Raw genomic sequence first — 19,653 nt, forward strand, 5'->3', positions numbered from 1 at the left:
GTTTGCTTCTCTGGGCAAGGTATTGCAGATGATGTGGTAACTCGCTCCGAAAAAAAAGCCGCTAGCTCAATTTAAGGTCGCGATGTTAAAATCTGCGATCGATTGAATGCGCTGCCTGCTTCAAACCCGAACTCGAGCTTTGACTCATAAAAATGGTGCAATTTCGGTAACAGATTCAGCTAGCAGACCGAAAATCCCACTATTTTTTCCTGCGGGAATGTCAATACTGGCTAACTTGTCTAAACTACAAACAGACGACACTATTCCACTGTTATTTATTCTTTAATTCAGGAGCATGAGGAAGACGGCATGATCCAGGCTAACACCGTACTCGAAACCACAATTACACCGGAAATGGAAACAATCGAGTTGCTTCGGGGCGCCGAAAGCGTTCTACCTGAGAGCGAGTTAGAACTCTTTATCGACGAAGAAGACGATCGAGAAGAATTCTTAGACTCTCAATCTGAGGAAGACCCTAAATCTGGCAAAGGCGCCAAAGCCCGCCGTCGGGCACAGGCAAAGAAAAAGCATTATACTGAAGACTCTATTCGTCTTTACCTGCAAGAAATCGGTCGGATTCGACTGCTGCGAGCTGACGAAGAGATTGAACTAGCGCGCAAGATTGCAGATTTGCTGGAATTAGAGCGAGTTCGAGAACAATTGCTCGAAGAGTATAACCGCGAACCTAAAGACAGCGAATGGGCTAATGCTGTAGATATGGCACTTCCTGCATTCCGTCACCGACTCCACGTCGGCCGTCGGGCAAAGGAAAAAATGGTGCAATCAAACCTGCGTTTGGTGGTGTCGATCGCCAAAAAATACATGAATCGCGGTTTGTCTTTCCAAGATTTGATTCAGGAAGGCTCTTTGGGGCTGATCCGCGCTGCTGAAAAATTCGATCACGAAAAAGGCTACAAGTTTTCTACCTACGCAACTTGGTGGATACGTCAAGCCATTACCAGGGCAATCGCCGACCAATCGCGCACTATCCGCCTGCCGGTTCACCTTTACGAAACCATTTCGCGGATCAAGAAAACTACCAAACTCCTGTCTCAGGAAATGGGTCGCAAGCCTACGGAAGAAGAAATTGCTACCCGCATGGAGATGACTATCGAGAAGTTGCGGTTCATCGCTAAGTCCGCACAGTTGCCCATCTCTCTAGAAACTCCGATCGGCAAAGAGGAAGACTCACGTCTGGGAGATTTTATTGAATCAGACGGGGAAACACCTGAAGATCAAGTCTCGAAAAACTTGCTCAGGGAAGACTTGGAAAGCGTTTTGGATACTCTCAGCCCCCGAGAACGAGATGTACTGCGACTGCGTTACGGCTTAGATGACGGACGGATGAAGACCTTGGAGGAAATTGGTCAAATCTTTAACGTCACTCGTGAGCGAATTCGCCAAATCGAGGCTAAAGCCCTGCGGAAGTTACGCCATCCCAACCGCAACAGCATCTTAAAAGAATATATCCGCTAGAGTAATTTGCTAGCATCACCCAAAAGAGTGATTCGCACTCTTTTTTTTGGGGGGGAGACCCCCCGCCCCGGTTTGGGCTATAGCTGTTAAATTTTATGCTCCTAACTGCCCGGAGCAAGCGACTATTGGCTGCCAAAATCCCGCTGCCAAAATTTAGGGAGTCCGTCACGGAACTCCCAACCTTTGCGGTGTCACAAAAGTCTTAACTATAAAATTACATCAGACCCCAAAAGTGAAGCAGGCCTTGACCGGAAACCAATTCGATGATGACAGCCGCAGAGAAACCAATCATCGCCAAACGACCGTTCCAATTTTCGGCTCCTTCGCTGAAGCCCCAGTTCCAAGCGTTGCGTTTTTGTTCTTGCATAGTGCGAACTCCTTTCGTTAACTTGTGTAAGGCTTATGTGAATAAATATAACATTCCTCGATCAAAATGCAAGCTTGTGATTAGTGCGATCGGTCACAACGGTCGATCGACCTTGATGATTTTACCTAACGAGGAAAAATAGCCAACTCGGTATCAGAGTCGAACAAGTGAATTTTGTCATGGGCGATGGCCAACCAAAGCTCCTCGCCAACTCGGATAGATCGCTCAGGAGGAACCCGCACTTGCATCCGCACCGCCGGAGCATCCGTCAAACAAACCCCCAAATAAGTTTCGTGTCCCAAAGCCTCTACAATTTCCACTTGTACCGAAAGATTTTTGGTAGCGGGAGGGTTAATGCTCAAATGTTCCGGCCGAATGCCCAAAATAAGCCCTCGCCCGTCATATTGTTGTAGACTTTTTGCCCAAATATCGGGTAAAGTAAAGCGAAATTGCGGGTGAGAAATCAACAGCGGAGCACTAAATTCCACCGCCAAAAAATTCATCGGCGGAGAACCGATAAACTCAGCAACAAAAAGATTTGTCGGCTTGTTGTAAAGCTCTAGAGGTTGAGCTACTTGCTGAAGCTGACCTCTATTCATAATAGCAATCCGATCGCCCATAGTCATCGCCTCAGTTTGGTCGTGAGTCACATAAATAGTTGTAGTTCCCAACTGTCGCTGCAACTGCACAATTTGCGATCGAGTTTCCGCCCTCAATTTCGCATCAAGATTAGATAGCGGTTCGTCCATCAAAAAAACTTGAGGATTTCGAGCCATCGCCCTACCCAAAGCTACCCGCTGCTTTTGCCCTCCCGAAAGTTGTTTGGGCAAGCGATTTAAAAGAGATTCTATTTGCAATAATTCAGCTACCTCCCGCACTCGTTTTCCTATGGATTTTTCCCGTTCCGACAAATAGCGCCAACCCGGAGGCAACTTGCGAGTCGCTCCTCCTAAAAAGTCCTCAAACAAAGGATAACTTAGAGGATTTTTAAAATAATTAGAAGCTAAATCATTAATAACCTCTTCTACCTTATTCCTAATTTTTTCTATATTCTGGATGCTTCGTTCTTCTCCTTGTATCTTCCCCCTTATCCCTTCTACTTTCTTTCCTCTTCCCTCTTCCTTCTTCCTTCTTCCTTCTTCCTTCTTCCTTCTTTCGTCTTTCTCCCTTTCCGATCGGCGCAATCCAAAGGCGAGATTATCGTAAACTGTTAAGTGAGGATAGAGAGCATAATTTTGAAATACCATAGCGATATCTCGGTCTTTAGGAGGCAAATCGTTAAGGAGCCGATCGCCAACCCAAATATTACCGCCCGTCAAAACTTCCAAACCGGCGATCGATCGCAGCAAAGTGCTTTTTCCGCAGCCAGAAGGCCCCACCAGCACCATGAACTCGCCGTCTTCGACCGTTAGGTTAATGCGTCGCAAAACGCTGTTAGACGAAGGACGATCGACCACAGGCGAGACACTTTCTGCGACGGTGTTTGCTTCTTTTTCCTGTTCCCCTTGGCGGAGCGGAAAACTTTTGTAGATATTTTCTAATAAAACTTGCGCCATCAAACAATTTTAGGTTTTAGATTTTAGATTGGGCATGGGGCACGGGCATGGGGCATTGGTAATTGAGGTATTCAAGGAAGGAGGAAGTTCGGCAACGATCAGTATACGGGATTTAAATGATTTAACGGATGGATGTTGAATTTAGAAGTCAGAGGTCAGAAATCAGATTAATTCCCAATGCCCAATGCCCCATACCCAATGCCCAATGCCCAATGCCCAATGACTATTGACTGCTGATAACTTTGATAATTTTTTCACCTGGATGGAGGTCAAAAACTCGATCGCCCGCAGCATCTTTCCCCCAAAAAGCTATAGCATCAATAGCAGATCGCAGCAGGCGGCCAGAATTAGTAAAAAGTTTAACATCCGTACCCGGAACAGCCTGCAGCAAGCCAACTAAAGCATCTTTAGGCTCGGAGAAACGAAAAGCTTGAGTGCCAATTTCGCCCCGGTTAGTAAGTCTGACAGAACCTGCAGGCATTCGTTTTGCCCAACCCAATTCGGAAAATAGCACCAGACTGTCGTCCGGGTCGAGAGTTATGCAACCCACCAACTCTTCCTGCTTCCGCAACCTGGTGACTTGAGAACCCTGGGCCGCGCGGCCCATTGGCGGCAGTTGTTCATCATCGATCTCAAACCGGAGGACTCGGCCTCCTGAAGTTGCGATCGCCACTTGCTCGCCTACTTTAGCCAGACTCGCACAGCGCAGCCGATCGTCCTCCTTAAGTTTAACAACAGTAACGCCGCGATTAGTCAAATCAGCAAATTCCTGCATCGGCAAGCGCTTAATTTTCCCTTGCTGAGTCAGAGTTACTAAATCTGCTGCTTCCGAATTTTCCGGCAAAATAAAGTGTGCAACTGTGATTTCTGACAAAGCGCGACCCGCACTATCTTTAGTAGCACTCGGCGACAACAAACTAACGATCGGCGTTCCCCGGTCTTTGGCGCTACTACTAGGAATATCCGCCACTTTCAGCGGGTAAGCTTTGCCATTAGGAGTTAAGACGACCAAAGTGCGATCTGTTTTTGTCAGATTTGCCGTCACAATAAAATCTTCATTTTTTTCTAAAGCTGAAACCGATTTTTCGCGACTTTTCGAGCGCGGCCTTTCCCCAGCCGGCAAGCGTCGCACGTACTGCTTGTGTGAAAATTCAACAATAGTTTCCTCTGCCTCTACAACGGGCAATAAGTTAGGCTGAATCGTTGCAGGCGACAACTGCTTCACCGCAGAATTTTTCTTACCCGAAAATTGCGGTTCGGCGTTTGCTGCGCGTGCGGTTCCATTGGCGAATTTAGTGCGGCGGGGGTCAGCGTACTTGCGTTTTAGCGAGCGAAATTCCTTCTTTAAAGCCTTCAAAAGTTCGCGCCTGTCGCTCAACAACCGCTGCAATTCTTGAATATTAGCCGTCAACTCATCAAACTCAGACTGTAAATTTTGCCTTTCCAAACCAGTCAGCCTACGCATAGGCATCGCCAAAATCGCATCAGCTTGACTTTCGCTCAAATTGAGGCGAACTTGCAAAGTTTGCTTAGCAGTAGAGCCGTCAGGAGAATTTCTGAGAATGTCGATCGCTGTATCGAGATTTGTCAAAGCCAACATTAAGCCTTGGACAATGTGACAGCGGCGTTCCGCAGCCTGCAACTCATAATTGTAGCGGCGGGTAAGAGTCACTTCCCGGAAATCCAGAAATTCCTGCAACAATTGTCTCAGCGTCAACTGTCGCGGTTGACCGTTGACAATTGCCAGCAAAATCGCCCCAAAATTTGTTTGCAGGTCAGTTTGTTGGTAAAGGCGAGCGAGAACCGCTTCTGGGGAAAATTCCCGCTTGAGTTCAATCACCACTCGAATGCCTTCGCGATCGCTCTCGTCACGCAAATCAGAAATACCATCGAGGCGGCCAGCATTTACCAACTCCGCCACCTTTTCAATCCAAGCCGCCTTATTTACCTGAAACGGAAACTCCGTCACCACGATCGCCGTTTTAGTACGCACCTTGCGATTACCAGGCACCTCTTCCACCCCGGCCACACCCTTGACCGCAATGCTGCCTCGGCCCTTAGTGTAGGCGTCAACAATGCCCTCTGTAGCAACGATTTCCCCTCCTGTTGGAAAATCCGGGCCCGGAATCAGTTCTATCAACTTCTCGTCGGATAGTTCCGGGTTTTCAATCAAAGCAATTAAACCGTCTACCACCTCCCCCAAATTGTGCGGCGGGATATTAGTTGCCATCCCCACAGCAATGCCAGCACAGCCGTTGAGTAACAGAAATGGCAACTGAGCAGGCAGCGCCGTCGGTTCCTGCTGCGAACTGTCAAAGTTTCCAGTAAAATCAACAGTTGCCTCGCCGACTTGGGTTAGCATAGCTTCGTGGGCGATCGGTGCCAGCCTAGTTTCCGTATAGCGCATAGCAGCCGCCGGATCATTGTCCACCGAACCGAAATTGCCGTGACCCGCCAGTAAAGGATAGCGGCTCGAAAACTCCTGAACCATGCGTACCAGAGCGTCGTAAACCGATTGGTCGCCGTGGGGGTGATATTTTCCCAAAACATCTCCAACTACCCGGGCGCACTTACGGTAAGGTCGGTCTGGCGTCAGACCGAGTTCGTGCATCGCATATAAAATTCGACGGTGAACAGGTTTTAAACCGTCGCGGACATCAGGCAAAGCTCGCCCGACGATCACACTCATGGCATATTCGAGGTACGATTGCTGCATCTCGGCGTGCAGAGGCGTAGAAATTACTTGCCCGGAAAGTAGGTTGAGTTGTTTAGCCATTAGTCCTTGTGTCCGTTAATTCCTGAGTGAAAACAGCCTCTGTCAATAATGCCGAGGTTCCCTGTCTCGATTGAAAAGCCTTTGCTGCTGGCGAACCGAAAGTTCGACCCAACCGCCCATTTGAAGAATAAAAATAAACTTAACTTGTGAAAGCAGAATCAGAGTCCCGAAGACGGGCAACACTTGCCTCTTACTCTCCACTCTTACCCTAACCTCTATGTTGCCTTCATTTGCGCCTACCTGTCTATTTACCTTCTGCCGTGAGAAGGTAAATAGACAGGAGAACACGGAATGCCAGAAACTCAGAACGTAGTGAGGCTGTAGCTCTTCCTAGGCAAGCGTCACGAGGGACTTGAGTCCCCGTCAATCTATGATAGAATTTAATTGCAATTAGGAATAACCATCTACACGAAGAAATATTCTATTCAGGAGAAACCCCGGATCGATCTCGTCTCAGTACAGCCGTAGTGTGGATCGAGCAGCAACGGTTGACGATCGAGCTTACCGTATTTTGGCAAGCGTGATGGACTCCGAAAGTATTAAAAAAGAAAAGTAAGCGCAATTGGAATACCCCTGGTAGTGGTAATTGTTCTGAGCGTGTAGAGACGACTGGACGATGAGTGAAGTCCCTGTTTTGGGCTTATTCAACCATAGAGCGTGGCCGTGACTCACTGATGAAGCATCTCAATGAAAGCACCCAAGCTAGAAATTGGAGGCAGGAAACAGGAGCCAGGAGGAAAGAGGAAGAAGGAAGGAGCCAGAAGAAGTGTTTGTACAAATTATGAAATGCTCCCCTCACTGAGAGTGTCAAAAATGCCGATATCGATGAATTCATCACTCAAAAGCTCTCCTGGCGATATCTCGTAGTCTGGCCTCCGCTTGATGAAAGAAAGCGTCGATATTTGAAGCCGTTTTGATGGGTTAAAACTCAGAATTAGGAATCTCCAACAATCCCCGCTAGATTCGCTACTTCGATTTCTGTGGCGACGCGAGGAAGGAAATAATTATCACACATTCCCGATTCTAATACCAGTTCAAAAAATAATGCAACTGTAGGCGAGTGATCCAAACTGATATCCAGTCAATCAGTTCCCATCTAAAATATAAAATATAAAATCAGAAATGGTAGAAGCCGGAGGCTTGACCGAAAGAAAGGATATTATAAGTCCAGGACGCACGGGTAGTCAGAAACCGGGTTTTTTCATAACAATAGTTCGTTATAGCCCGCCGAAACGAGCAAAAACCCGGTTGCGAGGCGTCGTCCCTGCGTCCTGGATTGTACTAGAAACCTGCTACCTGAGAATCTTGAGACTCTCACCAGTGTCAGGTCTAGTTATAAAAAAGAACTAAACTGTCTGTGTGTAGTAGTCTAAATGATGGTACTGGATGCTTCTAGGCATCTGTAAACCCTCTCACAGCTAGTGGCTCAAGGATATACATACGGGTTTTGCAGGGTTCCCGGCTGATGGCGCTAAAAACTCTGCATTTTTGACGGGGAATGTAGTCCCCGTCTCGTGTTCCTCTTTGGACTAAAGTCACAAAGTTTCTATACTTCCCATATTTATTTATGAAAACCGTTCTGATTGTAGAGGACGATTTGGTTAATGCTCGGGTTTTTTCCAAAATTCTGACTAAGCGGGGGGGCTTAGCCGTGAAGCACACGGAAAATGTTGAAGAGGTGATGCAGATTGCTGCCAACGGCGAAGCTGATTTGATTTTAATGGATGTGTCTCTTTCGCGCAGCGTGTACCAGGGCAAATCTGTTGACGGCATTAAGATTACTCAACTGCTCAAAGCTGACCCGCAAACGGCCTCGCTGCCGATTATTTTGGTGACTGCTCACGCGATGGCTGGTGATAAAGAAACATTTCTGGATCAAAGCGGTGCCGACGGTTACATCTCTAAACCTGTGGTAGACCATCAAGAGTTTGTTAATCAAATCAAGGCTTTGCTACCTGATTGAGTGAACCATACATGAATAAAAAATAAGAAGGGAGAAGGAAAAAGGAAGCAGGAAGAAAGAATTGTTTGTTTGAACCCACAAACAATTAAAACTCTAGAATTACAAAGTTTGCTTAAACTCTGAATCTTCCTTCTTCCTTCTTCCTTTGGATGTCCCGATTACACGATGCTATGAGTTCGCAGCTTGAATTAGTGAGGAAAAACTTGAGATTTTTCAACTCATGAAATCGAAGTGTGCGTTGCGGCGAGGAAGCAACTTATCCTCAGCGAGCGCAACGCTGTTCATTCATTCATGCAATCTCAAAACTATGATTAGTCTTCGTCCTCATCGAAGTCAAAACCGATATCATCATCATCATCATCCGGTCCCAAGGCATCATCCTCAGTCTCAGCGACAAAATCGTCTTCATCAACCTCAACTTCCTCAAAATCCTCATCAGGCTCAAGATCAGAGGCGCGCCCGATCTCAAAACCGCTCTCGATCGTATAAGCGCGGCGGGCCGTACGGTCATCAAGTACCACATCCTCCTGCAAATCGTGGATGTCGTCATCAAACACAGCACCATCAAAACCCGCATCCTGAACCCCAGCATCCTCATAGGCATTGAACCCAGTACCCGCAGGAATCAGGCGGCCGATAATCACATTTTCCTTGAGCCCGCGCAGCCAGTCAGACTTACCTTCGATCGCAGCCTCAGTCAACACCCGCGTAGTCTCCTGGAACGAAGCAGCGGAAATAAAGCTATCAGTATTCAGCGAAGCCTTAGTAATCCCCAGCAACACCGGAGTATAATCCGCCGGCGCTCCACCAGTAATTGACATCGCCTCATTCACCTGCTCAACCTGCCGCAATTCTACCAACTCGCCGGGGAGCATAGTAGTATCGCCGCCATCTTCCATCCTGACTTTGTTGGTCATCTGGCGGACAATCACCTCGATGTGCTTGTCGGAAATATCTACGCCCTGAGACTGATAAACCGACTGCACCTCATTCACCAAAAACGTCTGCACCTGTTGGAAACTCTCTAAGGCAGCCTCAAAAGTAGACTGCCGCTCCTTGAGCACGTGGAAGAACACCTCCAGAATTTCGTGAGGATTGGCGGGCCCATCGGTCAAAGCTTCCGCGACGCCTACGCGCTGTCCGTCGGAAACGATCGGGTTTTGACCAGGCAACAAAGGATACTCCTCAATCCGGCCATCATCCTCAATCACCGCAAGTTCCACAACATCGTCATCCGTAACCACGCGAGCCGTCCCCGGCCGCTTGGCTAAAATACAAGCTTCCTTCGGCTTCCGTCCTTCAAGAAGTTCCTCGATCCGTGGCAAACCTTGAATGATATCCCCAGTCTTTGCCCGCTCAAACACCAGAATCACCAAATTGTCACCTCGCTGCACCAAGTCGCCGTCGTCTACGTGCAGCACCGCACCGGCCGAAACCCGGTAAGGACGAGCCACCCTGAGCAAGAGTTTCGCCGGTTCTGTCTCCGACCCAGGTACAACCTTCACAACTTGGCCGGACTCTTCGAGAACAACTCCCGGAGCTATTTCAGTACCAGCCACCAGCAGTTGCCCCGGACTCACATCCGGCGTACCCGCCACAGAGATCGAAATAGAATCCGCATCTCGCATCACCAACAGGCGGCGCACTGGTTCGCCATGCCCCTCACGGATGCCTCGAACGATACCCGCTTCTTTGCAGAGAATCTCTGTGCGGGCGACTACTGCCCCGGGCGCGATCGACTGCCCATCTTCGACCAACAGCCGCGTGTGGGTGCTGCCTTGAGTCGGATCGGCAGATACGTCCCGCCGAATCACCAGCGATTCCAAAATCACTAACTGCAAGCGGAAAGTCTTTGAAGCTCGATCGCCCCCATCGGCTACTGTCATAGCCAATTCTTGCGACTCCGTACCGTCTTCAGCCGATCCCCAAGCCGGGCCCGAACCATCCGCCCCAAAAGCCATAGCATCGTCCTCATCCGGCAGCAGCTCGATATCCGCCGCCAGTTGCGGAGCTCCGGAACCAATTTCCAAGATAAGCTGAGTCCGCAGCAGTTCCAATCCCTCGACAGACTTGACGCGCTCCCCATCCTTATAAGGAAGTCGCTGCACCGCTTTCAAAGAGATGGACTCATTGAGCGCCGTTTGAGAAGGCACAGGTGGCTTATCCGGCACTGGAAACTCCACCACAGGCCGCAGCAGCAAAGCCGGGCCTTCGGGAGTTTCGATATACTCCGCATAGCCCAACTCTTCGGCAACCAAGCCAGGGAAAATTTCTTGACCGGCGTTGACGATTTGACCTTCCCCAAATGTTAGCGGCGGGCGGTCTACTACATGGAGTGTGCCCGGTTTGATCACAATTTCCCGGAGGATGTCATTTTTCTGAGTGATTTCCACTGCCCCGCTGGTTTGGCAGAAAATATCCTTAACGACTTCTGTACCAGCCTCAACGTACTGGCCATCTTCCACCAGCAGCAGAGAAATATCCTTATTAACCTCGTGGCACTCTTCCGGTATCCAGAGCAGAGTGCCACCTTTGACCACTTCGTAGCCAAGTTTAGCTTTGCCGCGCTTGTGGACTTCCACCCCGCCGTACTTGACAATGCCCCCTGTAGCTGTCCGGTAGCTGTCGTCGAGCAGTTCGGCGACGACTTCCCCGTTAATCACTTTGCTCCCAGGAGCCGTCTTCAGGGAAAACCGCTGCTTAGAAGATGTTTCGATCGTGTAGTGGTCGCGGCCGCCTGCACTTTCAGCCCGCACGACTGCTTGGTCGAGCAGGACTTGGGCGGTGATAATTTCAATTTCTCTGGGGTCAGCGATGCGGACTACGCCACCGTGTTCTGAGACGAGTTTAGTTTCGGCAATCACGCTTTCGGCCGGAATGCGATCGCCATTTTTCACTGCAGGTTCCGCGCCTGGGGGCAAGTTGTAGACTTCTCCTGAGAGAATCCAAATCAGCCCGCCTTTGCTGGCTGTGCGGGTGGTGTTCCCTTGGCGGTCGGTTTTTTCTTCTGGCACCAAATCAGCAAATTTGGCTTCTCCGGCTAAGTCGGAAGCCACGTCTGTAGTCACTTTTTCAGTGGTTTTGCGGGCGGCGCGACCGACGATCGGCACTTCTGCCAAAACTTGACCGGGAATGGCGCGCTGTCCGTCTTTGACCATCAGAGTAGAGCCCTGGACGATCGCCAATTCGATTTTCAGTTTTTGATTTTTGGCACCAGATTTCCCTTCTTCAAATCCGTCGCCCTCAAATACAAGTTTGCCGTTGTTTTCTGCCACCAGTGCTTCTTCGCCGTGTCTGGTGCGGAACGAGCGAGTACGCAAGTTCTTGAATTTCACAACGCCGGGGAAGGGGGCGCGTTCTTGTTTCGCGACTTCTCCGGTGAATACGCCGCCGGTGTGGAACGTACGCATGGTGAGCTGGGTTCCCGGTTCCCCGATCGACTGAGCTGCAATAATCCCGATCGCTTCTCCCATGTCCACCATTTTCAAGTGGGCCAGACTCCAGCCGTAGCAGTGCTGACAAACCGATCGGGTAGATTCACAAGTCAGGGGCGATCGTAAATACACCTCTGCCACCCCAGCGTTACCAATTTCCGTCGCCAACTCATCGGTAATTGGCTGATTTCGGACTGCTTTTTCGCTGCCGTAAGTCACGATTTCCCCGGTTTTGGGGTGAACCGCATCTCGGGCCAAAACGCGCCCCAGCAGCCTGTCCTTGAGGGGAATCAGCACTGTTGCTCCGTCCGTCATCGGCCGTACTCGAATTCCCCGCTGAGTGCCGCAGTCCACTTCCCGCACAATTACGTCTTGGGATACGTCCACCAAACGGCGAGTCAAATAGCCAGAGTCTGCCGTCCGCAACGCTGTATCTACCAAGCCTTTGCGCGCGCCGTAGGAAGAGATGATGTATTCGGTGACGGTGAGTCCTTCGCGGAAGTTGGTTTTAATTGGCAAGTCGATGATTTCGCCTTGGGGGTCAGCCATCAATCCGCGCATTCCCACCAACTGCCGCACTTGAGAAATGTTCCCCCGCGCCCCGGAGAAGGCCATCATGTAGACCGAGTTTAGGGGGTCTGTGGCTCGGAAGTTTTTGACTACTTCGTCTTTGAGGTCTTCTGATGTGCTGTTCCAGGTATCGATTACTTTTTGGAAGCGTTCGACTTCGGTGATTTCGCCTCTGGTGTATTTTTGCTCGGTGATGCGGATTTCTTCTTCGGCTGCATCCAGGAGCGATCGTTTTGACGGGGGAACCTGCAAATCGTCTACGCTGATCGAAACTCCTGCTCGTGTCGCAAAGCGGAAACCCAAGTCTTTGAGTTTATCGGCCATTTGCGCTGTACGGGCCGTTCCGTAGTGCATGAAGGACCAAGAGATTAATTTTTTGAGCTGACCTTTGTCAACAACTCGATTGCGAAAAACAATTTCCTTATTTTCTGTCATCTTTCGTAAGTAGTGGTAATTGGTAATTGGTAACTTTTATTCCCGTTCGACTTCGGTTCCCCTGAGCGAATCCGAAGCGTTCAGGAACCGCGTAGCCGAAGTATTGGTAATTGGTAATTGGTAATTGATAAGTAGAGTGGCGGTAAAAAACAACAAGCATTTTGTAGGGGTGGGTTTAGCGTATAAGGAAGAGAGCTAAGCTAGGAGATTAATGCACTCACCTGCCCTTCCCATAGTAAAGTTTATTTGCACCTACCTACTTAATTGGTAATTGGTAACTTTTACTGCCCTTCGACTTCGCTCAGGAACCGCGTAGCCGAAGTATTGGTAAGTATTAATGGGTAATTTGTCCGGCTTCAATCACTATTATTTGTTAGCGATTATTTGTCAGTTATTACCCATTACCTCTTACCTCTTACCTCTTATCCATTACCTTTTACCCTTACCCATTTCTAATTGTTAATTACCGATTCGATCGTTTGGTGATAGATAATCCGGCCCGGAGTAGTGCGAATGAACTGATTGAGAACCTTGCCGTCTCCGTCTTCCCGAACCCGGCGGAACTTGTATTCTTTCGTCACGATACCGTCGGTAGAGCGTTCCACCTTCAGCGGTTCTCCTTCGGGTTCTGTGTTTTCTATGGCACCTTGAAACCTCACCCACACATAAGAGTGCAAGTCAACGACTCCTTGTTCGTAAGCTACAACCGCGTCGGTAAGGTTGGAAAAATAGTGACCGGCTCCTTTTTGAGCGTCAGGATTTTCGGCTGTCAAGTAATAGCAACCGAGCACCATATCTTGAGAAGGAGTAACGATCGGCCTTCCGGTTGCAGGCGACATAATGTTGTTAGAAGCCAGCATCAGCAAGCGCGCTTCCGCCTGAGATTCCAGAGACAAAGGCACGTGCACGGCCATTTGGTCGCCGTCAAAGTCAGCGTTAAAAGCCGGACAGACTAGCGGGTGAAGCTGAATTGCCCTCCCGTCCACCAAAATCGGCTCAAAGGCTTGAATCCCCAAACGGTGGAGGGTCGGCGCCCGGTTTAGCATTACCGGGTGTCCTTCAATCACCTCCTGAAGCACGTCCCAAACGCTGGGATCGTTGCGCTGGATCAGTTTTTTGGCAGCTTTGATGTTGTTGACCAATCCTTGGCGGATCAAGCGGTGGATGACGAAAGGCTGGAAAAGTTCGATCGCCATTTCCCTCGGCAAACCGCACTGATGAATTTTCAGTTTTGGTCCCACCACAATCACCGAACGCCCGGAGTAGTCAACCCGTTTCCCCAGCAAGTTTTGCCGGAAACGACCTTGTTTCCCTTCAATGATGTCCGACAGCGACTTCAGCGGGCGGTTGTTTGCCCCTACAACCGTCCGGCCCCGGCGACCGTTGTCAATCAGCGCATCCACAGCTTCTTGTAGCATCCGCTTTTCGTTGCGGATGATAATCTCCGGCGCCAGAATTTCTTGCAGTCTCGCCAAGCGGTTATTCCGGTTGATGACTCTCCGATAGAGGTCGTTGAGGTCACTCGTTGCAAAACGCCCGCCGTCTAACTGCACCATCGGCCGCAAGTCCGGGGGAATCACCGGAATCACATTGAGCACCATCCAATCGGGTTGAGATCCCGTAGCGATGAAGTTGTCAATTACCCGCAAACGTTTAATTAACTTTGCCCGTTTTTGACCTTTAGCATTAGCAATATCTTCCCGCAACTTTTCCGCTTCACTTTCTAGCGGAATGTTTTGGAGCAAAACTTGCAAAGCTTCTGCACCGATGCCTACTTCTACGCCCGTCAGCGTGGAATCTTCGCTGTAAAGTTCGTCTTCTATTTCCAGCCAAGCATCTTCCGTGAGCAATTGCTTGTATTGCAGCTTTTCTGCATTACCTGCATTTAGGACAACGTAAGCATTGAAATAAACGATTTGTTCGACATCTCGGAGCGGCATATCTAACAGAATTGCCATGTAACTCGGGATGCCTTTGAGATACCAAACGTGAGCTACTGGAGCTGCTAATTTGATAAAGCCCATGCGATGGCGGCGGACGCGAGATTCAGTGACTTCAACACCGCATCTTTCGCAAACAATGCCTCTATGGCGAACTCGTTTGTACTTCCCACAATGACATTCCCAATCTTTTGCAGGCCCAAAAATGCGCTCGCAAAACAAGCCGTCCATTTCAGGTTTTAATGTCCGGTAATTTATTGTTTCGGGTTTTGTCACTTCACCGGTTATCTGACCGTTGGGTAAAGTTCTCTCTCCCCACTGTCGAATCCTTTCTGGAGAAGCTAATCCTATCTTGACGTAATCAAAGCGTTGTTCTATTTTAGCCATTTTGACTCCAATTGATTATTTACTGTCGATTAGTGCTGGCAATTTATATTTTTTGTTTGCTTCGTTTTGAACTCAAATCAATATTACTCTCCTCTATAGGTGACCTTTCTTTTAATATCAGAAATGATATTTCTGGATACTCCAAATTCCTGAGCTATTTTAGCAAGGGATTCTCCGGCTTGGATTCGTTCTCGGATCTCAATAGCTTGAGCAAAAGTTAGCTTGCGTTCGAGATGTCCACCCATGCGGGGAACTGGAACCTCTTGACCTTCTTCTTTCCAAGTGACGTGATACTTAATATCGTGTATGGTTTTGCGGTCTACACTGTATTCCTGTGCTACATCCTTCATCCTCTTTCCTGCTGCTAGCTTTTGCCGAATTTCTCGCACCTTTTCCCAGTCTAATTTGGCATTGGAAAGGGGATGACTTTTGCCTTGGGTGCGTCCTTTCTTGGAAGCATCTAATGAATTTTGGGAGCGAGTACCAGCCCAAAGGTGTTCTGGATTGATGCAACTGGGATTGTCGCAGGTATGACAAGCATCCATCGAAGCCGGAAGTTCGTATCCTAATTTCTCTGCTAAAACAGCACGAGTCACTGATTTTGATTTTCCATTTTTCAAGTACCGGCCATAACCTGGACCGTCTTTTGAACCTTGAAAAATGATGCAGCCACTGTCTTGAATTTCTCCTAAAAAATTGGGTGAAACTGTAGTGAAGTTATCGGGAATATTTGTCTGAAGTATCTTAGTAATAGTTTCATGTTGTACTCCATACTCTTTTGCTAGGTGGTTCTTGATGGTTCCAGATAAATATTTAGTCTGAATTTCCCGTAGTTGTTCGATCGACAATATGCCAATACCGGGAATACTTTTGCATCTGGGAGTTTTGCGATCGCGCCCAATCATCTGCCCGGTATTCTCAGCAGCAGTACCTACTAGCAGATGTGCCGGGTTGATGCAGCTTCGATTGTCGCAGGTATGGCAACCAAAATAACCGGAACCGAGGAATCCTGCTATTTTTGATTCGAGCACTAAACGGTGGACTAATACTGTTTTGCCATCGATCCACTTGCGCGCGTAACCGTTGCCAAACTTGCTCCCTTGCCAATTAATACAGCCCGTCGCCCGGTCAACTTCTCCTTGAATTCCTGGGACAACTGTTACAATATTCATGTTCAGCGTCTCTCCTGTTTAGAGCGTTGATTCGCCTCAGCAGTGTTCGTACCACTGCTGAGGCATTTTAATTTGAGAGTGTCGATTAAAGATTAAAGAATTGAATGCTGTCAAAAAATCTTTAATCTTTAATCTTTAATTCCTAATCCTCGTCAAGTTCGTCACGAGAAAGCGATTCGTAAGTAGGCCGGGAGGGCGATCGCTTGCCCCCAGCATCTGCCATCAAATCCACCTCAACGTGCTCGCTGCCCTCGTCGGACGTATTCACCTTGTGCACAGCAATATCCAAGCACAAAGACTGCAACTCCCGCATCAGCACCTTGAAAGATTCCGGCGTACCGGGGCGCGGAATAGCTTTGCCTTTGACGATCGCATTCAGCGCTTCATTCCGCCCCTGCATATCGTCCGACTTCACAGTCAGCAACTCTTGCAAAGTATAAGCTGCGCCGAACGCTTCCAGAGCCCAGACTTCCATTTCTCCGAACCGCTGACCCCCCTGCTGCGCTTTGCCGCCCAAAGGCTGCTGCGTTACCAGCGAGTAAGGGCCTGTGCTGCGGGCGTGGATCTTATCGTCTACCAAGTGAACCAGTTTCAGCATATAGGCGATGCCGACTGTGATTGGGCGATCAAACGGTTCCCCAGTTCTGCCATCGTAGACAATAGTCTTGCCGGGGTGCTTTTCATTAAACACCCAAGGCTTCCCGGTTTTTTCGCGTGCCTCCTGTAGCTTGCCGTGTACGGTTTCCCGCGACTTTTCAGCGCCGTGCATTTCATCAAAAGGCACCATCTTGAACCGCATCGACAGATTTTCACCCGCCCATCCCAGCAAGCACTCAAAAATCTGACCCACGTTCATCCGCGACGGTACGCCCAAGGGATTGAGCACGATGTCAACCGGAGTCCCGTCGGGCAAATAAGGCATATCCTCCATCGGCAGAATCCGGGACACAATACCCTTATTCCCGTGGCGGCCGGCCATTTTGTCGCCGACTTGAATCTTGCGTTTTTGAGCTACGTAGACGCGGACGACCATGTTGGCGCCGGGGGGCAGTTCGTCTCCCTGTTCGCGGGTAAACACCCGCACGTCCACCACACGGCCTTTTTCGCCGTTAGGGACGCGGAGGGAATTGTCACGCACGTCGCGGGCTTTTTCGCCGAAGATTGCCCTCAGCAGTTTTTCTTCCGGCGGTTGGTCGGATTCGCCTTTGGGGGTGACTTTGCCGACTAGGATGTCGCTGGCTTCTACCCAGGCTCCTTTGCGGATAATTCCTTGTTCGTCTAGCTGGCGCAGCGCGTCTTCGCCGACGTTAGGAATTTCACGGGTGATTTCTTCTGGGCCGAGTTTGGTTTGGCGGGCTTCGATTTCGTATTTTTCAATGTGGATCGATGTGTAGACATCTTCGTACACCAAACGCTCGCTAATTAGCATCGCGTCTTCGTAGTTGTAGCCTTCCCAGGGCATATAAGCTACGAGGATGTTGTGACCCAGAGCGAGTTCTGCCCCTTCCGTGGAGGAACCGTCGGCGAGCACTTGACCTGCTACGACTCGATCGCCCTCATAAATCAGCGGACGCTGGTTTAAACAAGTATCTTGGTTAGAGCGCTGATATTTTTGCAGTTCGTGTTCGATGCAGCCAGCATATTTTTGCTTCCAAACCGAGGGCTGTTTGACTTTGAGATCGTCGTATTCCTTAATCAGGAAATGTTCTTCGCTGGAATTGGATTCGGCATCTACAGCCAGGGGTTTGACAATAATCCGGGTAGCGTCGATGTAAATCACCTCGCCGTCGATCCGGGAAACCACAACCATCCCGGAATCTCGGGCCGCCTGAGCTTCCAAGCCCGTACCGACTAGCGGTCGTTCTGGTTTCAGTAGCGGCACAGCTTGCCGCTGCATATTCGATCCCATCAGAGCTCGGTTGGCGTCGTCGTGTTCCAGGAACGGAATCAGCGATGTCGCGACGGAGACGATTTGCACAGGCGAAATCGCCATGTAGTCCACCTGCATCGGTGTAGTCGTCGTAAATTCTTGGCGGTAGCGGACGGCTACGGTTTCGCCCAAGAGGTTGTTGTTTTCGTCGAGGCTGATGTCTCCGGGGGCGACGCGCAAATCGTCTTCTTCGTCGGCTGTCATGTAAACAGGGGCTTTGTCGCGCAGCACCCGTCCTTTTTCTACTGGATAAAAAGGAGTTTCAATGAAGCCGTAGGGGTTGACGCGGGCGTGGGTTGCCAAGGAACCGATCAGACCTGCGTTGGGGCCTTCTGGTGTTTCGATCGGGCAAATCCGGCCGTAGTGGGACGGGTGAATGTCCCGCACTGCAAACCCGGCGCGTTCCCGAGTCAGACCTCCAGGGCCCAAGGCTGAAAGCCGACGTTTGTGAGTCAGTTCTGCCAGAGGGTTGGTTTGATCCATGAACTGCGATAGCTGGGAGGAACCGAAGAATTCCTTGATTGCTGCTACCAGCGGTTTGGGGTTGACCAGAGAAGCGGGGCTTAGGGAGTCGGCATCCGAGACGGTCATTCTTTCGCGGATGATCCGTTCTAGGCGGTTGAGGCCGACTCGGACTTGGTTTTGCAGCAGTTCTCCGACACTGCGGACGCGACGGTTGCCTAAGTGGTCGATGTCGTCGGTGGAGCCGATGTCGAATTCGAGGTTAATTAAGTAGTCGATCGCCGTCAAGATATCTTGCGATGTCAGCACCCGCATGGTATCGGGGACTGTCAAGCGCAATTTTTTGTTGAGTTTGTAGCGGCCGACTCGGCCCAAATCGTAGCGTTTGGGGTCGAAAAAGCGCGAGTTGAGGAGCTGTTCGCCGCCCGCCACGGTGGGGGGTTCACCGGGACGGAGTTTGCGGTAGAGCTCCATCAAAGCTTCTTCTTCGCCGAATTGTCCTTCTTTCTCGATCGTCTTTTGGAAGTATTCCGGGTGCCGCAGGGAGTCGTAGATTTCGCCGTCTGTGAGTCCTAGGGCTTTGAGCAGCACCTGAGCCGAGAGTTTGCGGGTTTTGTCGATTCTGACCCAGACTAAATCGTTTTTGTCTGTCTCAAATTTCAGCCACGCGCCGCGGTTGGGGATGAGCGAGGCGTTATACGAACGGCGGCCGTTTTTATCGGTTTCGGATTTGTAGTACACGCCGGGCGATCGCACGATTTGGTTGACAATCACGCGTTCGGCGCCGTTGATAATGAAAGTGCCGCGCTCGGTCATCAAGGGCAAGTCGCCGATGAAGACTTCTTGTTCTTTAATTTCCCCTGTTTCTTTGTTAATCAGGCGGGTGGGGACGTACATTTGCACCGAGTAGGTGCTGTCCCTGCGCTTGGCTTCGTCCACGTCGTATTTTGGGCGCTTGAGTTTGAAGTCTTTGCCCATGAAGTGGAGTTCCAGCTTGCCCGTGTAGTCGGTAATCGGGGAGAAGCTGTCGAGTTCTTCGATCAGTCCGGCTTCTAGGAACCAGCGGAAACTTGCCCGCTGGATTTCGATCAGGTCGGGCAAGGTGAAGGCGAATTCTGTGTAATCTTTAGTGGTCATGGGTATCCTTTTTCCGCAGTGGCTCTAGCTTTTTACATGGCGCCAAGG

At 49.8% G+C, this 19,653-nt stretch carries 9 protein-coding genes; 2 read left to right on the top strand and 7 right to left on the bottom strand.

The features are described 5' to 3' along the window. The first annotated feature begins 309 nt into the window (after positions 1-309). Complete coding sequence (gene rpoD, locus QUA53_RS19310; RefSeq protein ID WP_190735350.1) at positions 310-1,476, top strand: RNA polymerase sigma factor RpoD; 1,167 nt, start codon at positions 310-312, stop codon at positions 1,474-1,476. A 214-nt stretch (positions 1,477-1,690) separates the two neighbouring features. On the opposite strand, the gene QUA53_RS19315 is transcribed toward rpoD, so the two are convergent. The 3 genes from QUA53_RS19315 to QUA53_RS19325 form a co-directional block, all read right to left on the bottom strand. Next, positions 1,691-1,843, bottom strand: a complete 153-nt coding sequence (locus tag QUA53_RS19315) for a chlorophyll A-B binding protein (protein ID WP_172186457.1) — start codon at positions 1,841-1,843, stop codon at positions 1,691-1,693. Between the two features lie 125 nt (positions 1,844-1,968). Next, positions 1,969-3,231: an ATP-binding cassette domain-containing protein gene (locus tag QUA53_RS19320; RefSeq protein ID WP_445304929.1), complete on the bottom strand. Its 1,263-nt coding sequence runs from the start codon at positions 3,229-3,231 to the stop codon at positions 1,969-1,971. A gap of 391 nt (positions 3,232-3,622) precedes the next feature. Beyond that, entirely contained in the window at positions 3,623-6,175 is a 2,553-nt protein-coding gene (locus QUA53_RS19325; RefSeq protein ID WP_333096140.1) for a DNA topoisomerase (ATP-hydrolyzing), read from the bottom strand. 1,567 nt (positions 6,176-7,742) lie between these two features. Here QUA53_RS19325 and QUA53_RS19330 point away from each other — a divergent pair. Next, positions 7,743-8,138, top strand: a complete 396-nt coding sequence (locus QUA53_RS19330; protein ID WP_006632892.1) for a response regulator — start codon at positions 7,743-7,745, stop codon at positions 8,136-8,138. Positions 8,139-8,449: 311 nt separating this feature from the next. On the opposite strand, the gene QUA53_RS19335 is transcribed toward QUA53_RS19330, so the two are convergent. The 4 genes from QUA53_RS19335 to rpoB all read right to left on the bottom strand — a co-directional run bounded on the left by QUA53_RS19335 (position 8,450) and on the right by rpoB (position 19,605). Then, a complete protein-coding gene (locus tag QUA53_RS19335) occupies positions 8,450-12,577 on the bottom strand; it encodes a DNA-directed RNA polymerase subunit beta'' (protein ID WP_333096139.1) in 4,128 nt (1,375 codons plus the stop codon). A gap of 452 nt (positions 12,578-13,029) precedes the next feature. Continuing rightward, on the bottom strand, positions 13,030-14,904 hold the full coding sequence (locus tag QUA53_RS19340) for a DNA-directed RNA polymerase subunit gamma (protein ID WP_333048306.1): 1,875 nt from the start codon (positions 14,902-14,904) through the stop codon (positions 13,030-13,032). Positions 14,905-14,987: 83 nt separating this feature from the next. Next, entirely contained in the window at positions 14,988-16,076 is a 1,089-nt protein-coding gene (locus tag QUA53_RS19345) for an HNH endonuclease (RefSeq protein WP_333096138.1), read from the bottom strand. A 142-nt stretch (positions 16,077-16,218) separates the two neighbouring features. Then, the gene (gene rpoB / locus QUA53_RS19350; RefSeq protein ID WP_333041547.1) at positions 16,219-19,605 is read right to left on the bottom strand and encodes a DNA-directed RNA polymerase subunit beta; all 3,387 of its coding nucleotides are present in this window, start codon (positions 19,603-19,605) and stop codon (positions 16,219-16,221) included. Positions 19,606-19,653 lie beyond the last annotated feature (48 nt).

Origin of the sequence: Microcoleus sp. Pol12B3 (assembly GCF_036701355.1) — a bacterium.
GTDB lineage: Bacteria > Cyanobacteriota > Cyanobacteriia > Cyanobacteriales > Microcoleaceae > Microcoleus.